The sequence below is a fragment of the Ruminococcus flavefaciens AE3010 genome (genome assembly GCF_000526795.1).
GTDB classification, from domain to species: domain Bacteria; phylum Bacillota; class Clostridia; order Oscillospirales; family Ruminococcaceae; genus Ruminococcus; species Ruminococcus flavefaciens_D.
Genome location: NZ_JAGT01000001.1, coordinates 694,080 through 707,807, shown reverse-complemented (window position 1 = coordinate 707,807; position 13,728 = coordinate 694,080). Strand labels below are relative to the sequence as shown.

Sequence of the window (13,728 nt, the reverse complement as noted above, 5' to 3'; positions counted from 1 at the left end):
GGACTTTTAATGGCAAAAGTTAATAAAAATATAGAAAATGTATATCCGCTTTCACCACTGCAGGAGGGAATGCTTTTCCACTACCTGAGTGACAGAAATACAACAGCATATATCCTACAGTCTTTATACAATATCAAAGAAAACTTTGATACCGAAAAGATCAAACAGGCACTTGCGCTGCTGTCACAGAGGTTCTCTGTTCTGAGAACTATGTTCGTATACGAAAAAATGAAAGATATTTACCAGATAGTTCTCAAGGAACGCGAGCTGGGATACGAGTATATTGATCTTTCTGACAGAAGTGAGGCTTATGCTGAGAACGTGATCAAAGAGGTCGTAGAAGCTGATCTTAATAAAGGCTTTGATCTTAAAAAGGACCCGCTTTTCAGAATTACGCATGTAAAAGTAGGTGAAAAGAAAGATAAGATGCTGTTATCGTATCACCATATCATAGTTGATGGCTGGTGCAATACGATAATGCTTGAAAAACTTTTTGAATATTATGAATCATTATGCAGCGGCAGATCATTTGATGATCTGCTCGGGGCTGTAAATGAAGAAAAAGCCAGCAGCAGTGATTATTCCGACTATATAAAGTGGCTTATTAAACAGGACAAGAATAAAGCGAGAGAGTTCTGGAGAGAACTCCTTGACGGATATGACAGTGACTGCTCTATAAAGCCTGCGTTCAAGGCTGAAAAAAACGATGAAAACGTCTGCAATACTACCCATATGATAAGCAGGGAAACAACAGCACTTCTGAAAAATATTGCAGAGAGCAATCAGTGTACAATCAATTCCGCAGCAGAAGCGGCAGTTGGAATTCTTCTTCAGACCTACAGTCATAGTGATGATGTTGTATTCGGTAAAGTTATATCGGGAAGAAATGCTCCTGTATATGGCATTGAGAAAATTGTGGGATTGTTTATAAATACTATTCCTGTAAGAGTTACAACAGATGCATCTGCTACAGTAGTTTCGCTTATGCGTTCACAGCAGGAGCAGAGTATAAACAGCACCAATTATGATTATTTTTCTCTGGCTGAGATACAGAGCATGACTTCACAGGGCTCTGGACTGATCAATATCCTGTATGTTTTTGAAAATTATATGTCAGGCGATATACAGGGTAAAGAAGAGAAAAATATCATTGATGTTGAATCAGAAAGAGATCAGACTAATTATCCTATTTCAATACTTGCATTTGAAAATGACGGACGTCTCGGATTTAAGATCATATACGATTCTGATATTTTTTGTCGGAGAGAGATAGAAAATATTCTTTCAAGAATTGAAAAGATATGTGAAGAAATGGCTTCACATCCTGATTCAAGGATATCAGAGCTTGAAGTAGTTACTGACAGTGAAAAACAGCTTATTTTGGGTAAATTCAACGCAACTGAGACGAATTATCAAAGAGACAAGACGGTAGTTGAACTTTTTGAGGAACAGGTAAATAGAACACCAAATAATACTGCGCTTGTATTTGAAAACAATACTCTGACATATGCAGAGCTCAATGCAAAGGCAAACAGCCTTGCGCACAAACTGCGTGAACTCGGAGTAAAGCCTGATGATTTTGTCGCAATAATAGCAGACAGAAGCATAGAAATGATATGCGGAATCTACGGAATCATCAAGTCAGGCGGAGCATACGTGCCGATCGATCCGACATATCCAGCCGAAAGAATAAGCTTCATGCTTGATGACTGTAAACCAAAGGCAGTACTGAAATACACAACTGAAAATGTAATAATTGACAACGAAATACCCGTAATAGACCTTACAGACAGTAAGGTCTGGACAGGTGCGCCCAATGATCTACAGCATATAAATACACCGAATGACCTTATCTATTGTATCTATACCTCAGGAACAACAGGAAAGCCGAAAGGAGTAATGATAGAGCATCACGGTGTTGTAGCTATGCAGGATTATCTTGTAAAGCTGTATAATGTGACAGAAAAGGACAATGTTCTTCAGTTTGCAAATTATATTTTTGACGCTTCTGTCTGGGAAATGACCCTTGCATTGTACTGCGGTGCAGCTCTTGTACTCATATCATCGGAAAAGATAGCTGATACTATTGAGTTTGAAAATTACATAAAGGAAAAAAAATGTGACTTTGACACTTCTGCCGCCGCAGTATTTCCGTCAGATTGAAACTGACTGTTTCAGAATTTTAACGACAGGCGGTTCTGCATCAAACAGTGATGTGGTAAAACATGTTAAGGATAATTGCAAATATATCAACGCATATGGTCCAACAGAGAATACAGTTCTTGCAACACATTGGGAGCATGAAAAAGGAACTGATATTCCTGAAATTATCCCGATTGGTAAACCAATTTTCAACAGTAAGATATATATCCTAAATGGAGAAAGTCTCTGCGGAATAGGAGTGCCGGGCGAGCTTTGCATAACAGGTGACGGACTTGCAAGAGGCTATCTGAACAGACCTGAGCTTACAGCCGAGAAGTTTGTAAAGAACCCATTCGGTGAAGGAAGAATGTACAGATCGGGAGACCTTGCAAGATGGCTGCCTGACGGAAATATAGAGTTCTTAGGAAGAATAGACGAACAGGTAAAGATAAGAGGCTTCCGAATCGAACTTGGTGAAATAGAAAGCAGAATACGAGAAATCGAAGGAATAAAAGACTGTGCAGTAATAGCGAGAGCGGACAGCACAGGAGATAAGGCAATATATGCGTACTATACAAGCGATGAAGAAAAGAGCGTGTCAGAGATAAGAGACAGGCTCAGCGAAAGCATGCCCGAATATATGGTGCCTGCATATATGATGCAGATAAAAGCAATACCCGTAACACGAAACGGCAAGCTTGACAAAAGAGCCCTGCCCGAGATAGAAGCCAAGGCAACAAAGGAGTATATCGCACCAAGAAACGAAGTTGAAGAGAAGATCTGCAATATATTCAGTGAAATACTTAATGTGGAACAGGTGGGAATCAAGGACAGCTTCTTTGAACTCGGCGGACACTCACTGAGAGCAACAAGACTTGTAAACCGTATCGAAGCGGAAACAGGAACAAGAATAGCATTAAAGGAAGTATTTGCACATCCGACAGCAGAACAGCTTGCTGTTCTGGCAGGAGCTGAGAGCGAAGAATATCTACCGATACCTAAAGCAGAGGAAAAAGAGTACTATCCCATGTCCTCAGCCCAGAAGAGAACATACCTGATACAGCAAATGGATCCTGAGTCAACAGCATACAATATGCCCCAGAATCTGAAACTAACTGGAGAAGTGCGTCCTGAAGATCTAAGAAAAGCATTACAGGAAATGACCGACCGCCATGAGATACTGAGAACACAGTTCCTGATGATAGACGGTGAGCCTGTACAGAAGATACTTGATCACATAGATGCAGACTTCGAGTATGTAACAAGCGAAGAATCAGATGAAGAGCTGATGAAGAACTTCCTGAGGCCCTTTGATCTTTCAAGCGGAAAGCCTGTAAGAGTAAAGCTTGTAAACAAGGGCGAGTACCATCTCATGATGTTCGATATGCATCACATAGTGGGCGACGGAATGAGTGATGAGATATTCACAAGAGAGTTTATGGCACTGTATAACGGAGAAAAGCTTGAACCGTTAACACACCAGTTCAAGGACTACAGTGAGTGGATGAGAACAAGAGACCTGAGTGATCAGGCAGAGTACTGGAAGAGTCAGTTTGAAGATGAGATACCTGTACTTGATATGCCGACTGATTTTACAAGACCTCAGGAGCAGAGTTATGCAGGAAGCATAACAAGTACTATTATTGACGAAGACCTCAGCAAGAGCGTCGAGGATCTTGTAAGGAAAAGCGGAGCAACAGAATATATGGTATTCCTTGCAGCAGCAATGGTAATGCTGAGCAAGTATAGCCGACAGGAAGACATAGTAATAGGAAGTCCGATAAGCGGACGTACCCATAAGGATACCGAAGGTATGCTTGGAATGTTTGTCAACACACTTGCAATGCGAGGAAGACCCGAGAAGAACAAGAGCTTCAAGGATTTCCTTAAAGAGATAAAGGAAACATGTCTTAAAGCATATGAAAATCAGGAATATCCCTTTGAAGAGCTTGTAGAAGCAGTAGAAGTACAGCGAGATATGTCGAGAAATCCGCTGTTTGATGTAATGCTCGTACTGCAGAACAACGAGATAGCAAATGGTGAATTATCCGGAGCAGAAGCAGAAGAAACAGGCAGCTCGGAAACGTCAGCAAAGTTTGACCTGACATTCAATGTATCGGAAATCAATGGAAGGTTCGGAATAGGACTTGAATACTGCACAGCACTGTTCAGAAGTGAAACAGCAGACAGGATACTTGCACATTTCATTGAAGTACTGAAAGAGATCACAGCCAATGCAGAGCAGAAGATAAGCGACATTGAAATGACAACAGATGAAGAAAAGCAGCTTATCCTTAACGACTTCAATGCAACAGCTATGGATTATCCAAGAGACAAGACGGTAGTTGAACTCTTTGAAGAACAGGTGAAGAAAACACCTGACAATACAGCACTTGTATTTGAAAATAACAGCCTTACATATGCAGAGCTCAATGCAAAGTCCAACAGCCTTGCCCATAAACTGCGTGAATTCGGAGCAAAGCCAGACGATTTTGTAGCGATCATTGCTGACAGAAGCATAGAAATGATATGCGGAATCTACGGAATCATAAAGTCAGGCGGAGCATATGTGCCGATCGATCCGACATATCCAAAGGACAGGATAAGCTTCATGCTTGAGGACTGTAAGCCAAAGGCAGTACTGAAATACACAACTGAAAATGTAATAATTGACAACGAAATACCTGTAATAGACCTTGGAAACGAAGAGGTCTGGAAAGGTGCGTCCGATGATCTACAGCATATCAACACACCGAATGACCTTATCTATTGTATCTATACTTCGGGAACAACAGGCAAGCCAAAGGGAGTCCTTATTGAGCAGAAAGGAGCAACAAATCTTTGCCTTAACTTTATGAGCAAAAGCTATAATAGCAGCATAAAGAATGTTGCCCTTGTTGCGTCGTATGCGTTTGACGCATCTGTAAAGATGATCTTCTCGGCGTTAACAAATGGCAGTACATTGCATGTAATATCAGATGAAGTAAAACTTGACAGTGAATTATTGTTGAAGTACTTTGAAAAAAACAGTGTCGACCTGAGCGACTGCACACCAACACATTTAAAAATGTTCACTTCGCAATCTGAGAGAATAAATTACAGATTAAAAAGTATTTTTTCAGGAGGTGAGAACCTTACACATGAATTGTCAAATATGGCAATTGACAGCGGTTTATGCGAAAAAATATATAACGTATATGGACCGACTGAGTGTACAGTCGATGCAACATGCAGTGTCATAGACGGAATAACAGAGCGAGTAACAATTGGCCGACCAATTGCAAATGCAAGTATATATATTACGGATAATTCAGCCCTCTGCGGAATAGGAGTGCCGGGCGAGCTTTGCATAACAGGTGACGGACTTGCAAGAGGCTATCTGAACAGACCCGAGCTTACAGCCGAGAAGTTTGTAAAGAACCCATTCGGTGAAGGAAGAATGTACAGATCGGGAGACCTTGCAAGATGGCTGCCTGACGGAAATATCGAGTTCTTAGGAAGAATAGATGAGCAGGTAAAGATAAGAGGCTTCCGAATCGAGCTTGGAGAAATAGAAAGCAGAATAAGAGGTATTGACGGCATAAAGGACTGTGCAGTAATAGCAAGAGCAGACAGCACAGGAGATAAGGCAATATATGCGTACTATACAAGCGATGAAGAAAAGAGCGTGTCAGAGATAAGAGACAGGCTCAGCGAAAGCATGCCCGAATATATGGTGCCTGCATATATGATGCAGATAGAAGCAATACCCGTAACAAGAAACGGAAAGCTTGACAAGAGAGCATTGCCCGATATCGAAGCCAAGGCAACAAAGGAGTATATCGCACCAAGAAACGAGATCGAAGAGAAGATCTGCAATATATTCAGTGAAATACTGAATGTGGAACAGGTGGGAATCAAGGACAGCTTCTTTGAACTCGGCGGACACTCACTGAGAGCAACAAGACTTGTAAACCGTATAGAAGCGGAAACAGGAACAAGAATAGCATTAAAGGAAGTATTTGCACATCCGACAGCAGAGCAGCTTGCAGTACTTGCAGGAGCTGAGAGCGAAGAATATGTACCTATTCCGAAAGCTGAGGAGAAGGAATATTATCCCATGTCTTCTGCTCAGAAAAGAACCTACCTGATACAGCAAATGGATCCTGAGTCAACAGCATACAATATGCCCCAGAATCTGAAACTTACTGGAGAAGTGCGCCCTGACGATTTAAGAAAAGCATTGCAGGAAATGACAGACCGCCATGAGATACTGAGAACACAGTTCCTGATGATAGACGGAGAGCCTGTACAGAAAATACTTGATCACATAGATGCAGACTTCGAGTATGTAACAAGCGAAGAATCAGATGAAGAGCTGATGAAGCAGTTCCTGAGGCCCTTTGATCTTGCAAGCGGAAAGCCTGTAAGAGTAAAGCTCGTAAACAAGGGCGAGTATCATCTTCTCATGTTTGATATTCATCATATTGTTGGCGACGGAGCAAGTGATGAAATATTCAAACGTGAATTTATGAAGCTGTACAATGGTGAGAAGTTGGAGTCGTTAACACACCAGTTCAAGGACTACAGCGAGTGGATGAGAACAAGAGACCTGAGCGGACAGGCAGAGTATTGGAAGAGTCAGTTTGAAGATGAAATACCTGTGCTTGATATGCCGACAGATTTTCAGAGGCCACAGGTACAAAGCCATGCAGGAGCAACAGTAACATCAATACTTGATGAGAAGCTCAGCAGAAGAGTCAAGGAGCTTGTAAGGAAGAGCGGAGCAACAGAATATATGGTATTCCTTGCAGCAGCAATGGTAATGCTGAGCAAGTACAGCAGACAGGAGGACATAGTAATAGGAAGTCCTATAAGCGGACGTACCCATAAGGATACCGAAGTTATGCTTGGCATGTTCATAAACACTCTTGCAATGCGAGGAAGACCCGAGAAGTACAAGAGCTTCAAGGATTTCCTTAAAGAGATAAAGGAAACCTGTCTCAAAGCATATGAGAATCAGGAATATCCGTTTGAAGAGCTTGTAGAAGCAGTGGAAGTACAGAGAGATATGTCCAGAAATCCGCTGTTTGACGTAATGCTCGTACTGCAGAACAACGAGACAGCAAAGGGCGAATTATCGGGTACAGAAGCCGAAGACACAGGAATAGCAAATGTGGTCGCCAAATTTGACATGATATTCAATATAGCGGAATTTGGCGGAAAGTACGGAATAGGACTTGAATACTGCACGGCGTTGTTCAGAGAAGAGACAGCAAAGCAGCTAATAGAGCATCTGACTGAGGTCTTGAAAGCAGTGACTGAAAACGAAGACCAAAAGATAGGCGATATAGAAGCTGTAACATCGGATGAAAGAAAGCATATACTCACAGATTTCAATACAACAGAAGCAGAATATCCGAGAGATAAGACCGCAGCAGAACTGTTTGAAGAACAAGCAGCAAAGGCACCTGAGAAAATCTGCTATGTGTGCAGTGGAAGAAGCATAACCTATGGAGAACTAAACAGACGTGCAAATGAAATAGCATACAAGCTCAGACAGTTTGGAGTAAAGGCCAACGAATTTGTGGGGATAATAACCGACAGAAGCGTAGAAATGGCAGTTTCGATCATAGCAGTACTGAAATCAGGCGGAGCATATGTGCCGATAGATCCGAAGTATCCGGAAGAGAGAATACGCTTCATGCTTGAGGACAGCAAGCCAAAAGCGGTAATAAAGTACACTCATAATAGCATTGAAGTACCTGTTGGAATCGAAGTAATAGAGCCTGATAAATTTACAGAAGGAATTTCAGCAAATCCTAAGAAGATAAAGAACCAGAGCGACCTTATCTACCTGATATATACATCAGGTACCACAGGCAAGCCCAAGGCAGTAGCACTCGAAGAAAGAGGCGTGGTAGCTGATATATACAACTTTAAGAGAACATTTGTTATCGACGAAAATGTAGTTTCATTGCAGCAGGCGTCATATTCATTCGATATGTTTGTAGAGGAGTTCTATCCTGCAATATGCAGCGGAGGACGAGTAGTAACAGCGCCTGCGGAAATAGTTCCCGACGTAGAGAAACTCCATGAGTACATAAACAAAAACGAAGTTACATTGGTACACTGTTCGCCGCTGCTGATGAATGAGCTGAACAGACTTGAAGAGCTGAAAACAGTAAAGAAGTACATAGTAGGAAGCGACAAGTTAAAGATCGAATATCTGAGCAATATACTAAAGAGAGATGCAGAAGTATGGCAGACATACGGACCAACAGAAGGAACAGTAATCACTACGGTATATCAGATAAAGAGAGCAGACGAAAAGTATACAAAGAAATATGCAGGAGAGCTTGTGCCCATAGGAAAGCCCAAGAGGAACTCAAAGATCTACATAATGCAGGGAAATAGCCTCTGCGGAATAGGAGTGCCGGGCGAGCTTTGCATAACAGGTGACGGACTTGCAAGAGGCTATCTGAACAGACCTGAGCTTACAGCCGAGAAGTTTGTAAAGAACCCATTCGGTGAAGGAAGAATGTACAGATCGGGAGACCTTGCAAGATGGCTGCCTGACGGAAATATAGAGTTCTTAGGAAGAATAGACGAACAGGTAAAGATAAGAGGCTTCCGAATCGAGCTTGGAGAAATAGAAAGCAGAATAAGAGGTATTGACGGCATAAAGGACTGTGCAGTAATAGCAAGAGCGGACAGCACAGGAGATAAGGCAATATATGCGTACTATACAAGCGATGAAGAAAAGAGCGTGTCAGAGATAAGAGACAGGCTCAGCGAAAGCATGCCCGAATATATGGTGCCTGCATATATGATGCAGATAAAAGCAATACCCGTAACACGAAACGGCAAGCTTGACAAAAGAGCCCTGCCCGAGATAGAAGCCAAGGCAACAAAGGAGTATATCGCACCAAGAAACGAAGTTGAAGAGAAGATCTGCAATATATTCAGTGAAATACTTAATGTGGAACAGGTGGGAATCAAGGACAGCTTCTTTGAACTCGGCGGACACTCACTGAGAGCAACAAGACTTGTAAACCGTATCGAAGCGGAAACAGGAACAAGAATAGCATTAAAGGAAGTATTTGCACATCCGACAGCAGAACAGCTTGCTGTTCTGGCAGGAGCTGAGAGCGAAGAATATCTACCGATACCTAAAGCAGAGGAAAAAGAGTACTATCCCATGTCCTCAGCCCAGAAGAGAACATACCTGATACAGCAAATGGATCCTGAGTCAACAGCATACAATATGCCCCAGAATCTGAAACTAACTGGAGAAGTGCGTCCTGAAGATCTAAGAAAAGCATTACAGGAAATGACCGACCGCCATGAGATACTGAGAACACAGTTCCTGATGATAGACGGTGAGCCTGTACAGAAGATACTTGATCACATAGATGCAGACTTCGAGTATGTAACAAGCGAAGAATCAGATGAAGAGCTGATGAAGAACTTCCTGAGGCCCTTTGATCTTTCAAGCGGAAAGCCTGTAAGAGTAAAGCTTGTAAACAAGGGCGAGTACCATCTCATGATGTTCGATATGCATCACATAGTGGGCGACGGAATGAGTGATGAGATATTCACAAGAGAGTTTATGGCACTGTATAACGGAGAAAAGCTTGAACCGTTAACACACCAGTTCAAGGACTACAGTGAGTGGATGAGAACAAGAGACCTGAGTGATCAGGCAGAGTACTGGAAGAGTCAGTTTGAAGATGAGATACCTGTACTTGATATGCCGACTGATTTTACAAGACCTCAGGAGCAGAGTTATGCAGGAAGCATAACAAGTACTATTATTGACGAAGACCTCAGCAAGAGCGTCGAGGATCTTGTAAGGAAAAGCGGAGCAACAGAATATATGGTATTCCTTGCAGCAGCAATGGTAATGCTGAGCAAGTATAGCCGACAGGAAGACATAGTAATAGGAAGTCCGATAAGCGGACGTACCCATAAGGATACCGAAGGTATGCTTGGAATGTTTGTCAACACACTTGCAATGCGAGGAAGACCCGAGAAGAACAAGAGCTTCAAGGATTTCCTTAAAGAGATAAAGGAAACATGTCTTAAAGCATATGAAAATCAGGAATATCCCTTTGAAGAGCTTGTAGAAGCAGTAGAAGTACAGCGAGATATGTCGAGAAATCCGCTGTTTGATGTAATGCTCGTACTGCAGAACAACGAGATAGCAAATGGTGAATTATCCGGAGCAGAAGCAGAAGAAACAGGCAGCTCGGAAACGTCAGCAAAGTTTGACCTGACATTCAATGTATCGGAAATCAATGGAAGGTTCGGAATAGGACTTGAATACTGCACAGCACTGTTCAGAAGTGAAACAGCAGACAGGATACTTGCACATTTCATTGAAGTACTGAAAGAGATCACAGCCAATGCAGAGCAGAAGATAAGCGACATTGAAATGACAACAGATGAAGAAAAGCAGCTTATCCTTAACGACTTCAATGCAACAGCTATGGATTATCCAAGAGACAAGACGGTAGTTGAACTCTTTGAAGAACAGGTGAAGAAAACACCTGACAATACAGCACTTGTATTTGAAAATAACAGCCTTACATATGCAGAGCTCAATGCAAAGTCCAACAGCCTTGCCCATAAACTGCGTGAATTCGGAGCAAAGCCAGACGATTTTGTAGCGATCATTGCTGACAGAAGCATAGAAATGATATGCGGAATCTACGGAATCATAAAGTCAGGCGGAGCATATGTGCCGATCGATCCGACATATCCAAAGGATAGGATAAGCTTCATGCTTGATGACTGCAAACCAAAGGCAGTACTGAAATACACAACTGAAAATGTAATAATTGACAACGAAATACCTGTAATAGACCTTGGAAACGAAGAGGTCTGGAAAGGTGCGTCCGATGATCTACAGCATATCAACACACCGAATGATCTTATCTATTGTATCTATACTTCGGGAACAACAGGCAAGCCAAAGGGAGTCCTGAACAGACATCAGGGAATAGTGAACCTGATAAGCTGGATGCAGGAGAAGTATCCATTAAACGAAGAAGATGTGATACTACAGAAGACAACATACGTATTTGACGTATCAGCAAGTGAGATATTCTGGTGGTTCAAAGCAGGAGCAAAGCTTGCGATACTGAAGCCAAATGCAGAAAAAGAGCCAGAAGAAATCGCAGCAGAGATCGAGCAGTATAAGGCAACAGTTGTAGATTTTGTACCTTCGATGCTTTCAGTATTTATGGCAATGCCTGATAAATATATCGAGCAGATCAAGGGACTGAGATATGTACTTGCAGCAGGAGAAGCGCTGAATGCGAAGCTTGTAAAGGAATTCTATGCAGCAATGAAAAAGCATGGAAGCAAAACGCTGCTTGGAAATATTTACGGACCGACAGAAGCAGCGGTATATTCGACATACTATGATCTTGCCCCCGAATTTGATGGTGAAACAGTACTGATAGGAAAGCCTATATCAAATGCAGGAGCATACATAGTGAACGGAGAAAAGCTCTGCGGAATAGGAGTGCCGGGCGAGCTTTGTATAGCAGGAGACGGACTTGCAAGAGGCTATCTGAACAGACCTGAGCTGACAGCAGAGAAGTTCGTAAAGAACCCATTCGGTGAAGGAAGAATGTACAGATCGGGAGACCTTGCAAGATGGCTGCCTGACGGAAATATCGAGTACCTCGGACGAATCGACGAACAGGTAAAGATAAGAGGCTTCCGAATCGAGCTTGGTGAAATTGAAAGCAGAATAAGAGAAATTGAAGGAATAAAAGACTGTGCGGTAATAGCGAGAGCGGACAGCACAGGAGATAAGGCAATATATGCTTATTTCACAAGCGATGAAGAAAAGAGCATATCCGAAATTAGGGATAAGCTCAGCGAAAGCATGCCCGAATACATGATACCTGCATATATGATGCAGATAGAAAGTATACCTGTAACACGAAACGGAAAGCTTGACAAGAGAGCATTGCCCGATATCGAAGCCAAAGCAGCAAAAGAATATATCGCACCAAGAAACGAGATCGAAGAGAAGATCTGCAATATATTCAGTGAAATACTGAATGTGGAACAGGTGGGAATCAATGATAATTTCTTTGAACTTGGCGGTGACTCCATTAAAGCGATAAAAATAATATCAAAGCTTAGAAATGCGGGGTATTCAGCCACTGTAAAGGATATTATGAACGGAAAAACTGCTGACAGGATAGCATTGAACATTAAGACTGAATCAGGTGAAAAGCATTATGAGCAGGATGAAGTAAATGGTAAAATCGAGCCTACACCTATTATGAAAGAATTCCAAAACTGGGGCTTGGCAAAACCGAATCACTTTAATCAGACAATGCAAATTAATGTTACAGATTTTGATAATGATTCAGTTAAAAAGGCAGTAGATAGTCTGATATGCCACCATGATGTTTTAAGAGCTGTATATCGGAATGAAACTCTTGAAATACTTCCAATATCCAAATCAAAGCTTGCGGATTATTATATTTATGATCTGTCAGCAGAGCAGCGCAAAGCGGAGATTATATTCAAGACCAGTACGGATATTCAGAAGAGTTTTGATCTTGAAAACGGGCCGTTTGTCAAGGCTGCAATTTATGATATGGGCGATTTCAAAATACTGTGGCTGTGTATTCATCACCTTGTTGTTGACGGAGTTTCTTGGAGAATCCTTCTTGAAGATTTTGATTCGGCAGTAAAGCAGGCAAGCAGGGATGAAACAATAGTCCTCCCTGAGAAGACAGCGTCTTTCATTGATTGGAGCAATTATCTCAGAAACTATAACGCTCAGATGTCTGTTTCAGATAAAGAATATTGGGAGAATGCCGTATCTGAAATCGTAAACGGCAAATTGGCTGTAAAGTTCGGAGAAAACAGTGATTATTCTGCTTTGGTAGAATTTGATAAAGACACTACCGAAAAGCTGATGACCAAAAGTTCAAATGCATACGGTGTAAAAATTAATGAAGTTATGCTTGCCGCACTTGCGACAGCAGTCGGTCGTATAACAGGACAGGAAACTTTATCCGTTGAACTTGAGGGACACGGCCGTGAAGAACTGCATGAACCAATATTGATTGACAGAACGGTAGGCTGGTTTACCAATATTTACCCTGTAAATCTTAAATGTTTGCAGGATCATTCCAAGGCAATCATATCAGCCAAGGATACAATCAGAAGAGTTCCTGATTCGGGAATCGGCTACGGTTTTGTTTCTCACAGCTGTTCTCCGGATATATGCTTTAACTATCTTGGCGATTTTGGCGAGACCAAGAGCGGTAGATCAGAGGAGTACATATTCGGCAATTCAGTTGCAGAAGAAAATATAATGCCAGAAAGAATAAGTATTAATGGCAGTATTTCAAACGGAAAGCTTACATTCTCTATCTGCGGACATGACAGCGGCGTTGGAAAAGACTTTATCGAAAAGCTTAAAGATGAGTTTAAACGCAGTCTGACCGAACTTATTGAATACTGTGCCAATACACAGAATGACGGAAAAACTATTTCGGACATGATAGATGATGAGCTTGATGACGAGGAACTTGAGCTTATAAACGATCTGTTTTCTTGATAAATTGG

2 protein-coding genes are annotated in these 13,728 nt (G+C 41.8%); both read left to right on the top strand.

Translation table 11 applies throughout. The features are described 5' to 3' along the window. Positions 1–9: 9 nt before the first annotated feature. The gene (locus tag N774_RS17945; RefSeq protein ID WP_024859841.1) at positions 10–2,163 is read left to right on the top strand and encodes a condensation domain-containing protein; all 2,154 of its coding nucleotides are present in this window, start codon (positions 10–12) and stop codon (positions 2,161–2,163) included. Next, positions 2,120–13,720, top strand: a complete 11,601-nt coding sequence (locus N774_RS16690) for a non-ribosomal peptide synthetase (RefSeq protein ID WP_080770411.1) — start codon at positions 2,120–2,122, stop codon at positions 13,718–13,720. Before N774_RS17945 ends, N774_RS16690 begins: the two co-directional genes overlap by 44 nt. Positions 13,721–13,728 lie beyond the last annotated feature (8 nt).

Bases quoted from the DNA above. Each gene is read 5' to 3' on its own strand.
- N774_RS17945 (WP_024859841.1), top strand. From the start codon at position 10: ATGGCAAAAGTTAATAAAAATATAGAAAATGTATATCCGCTTTCACCA.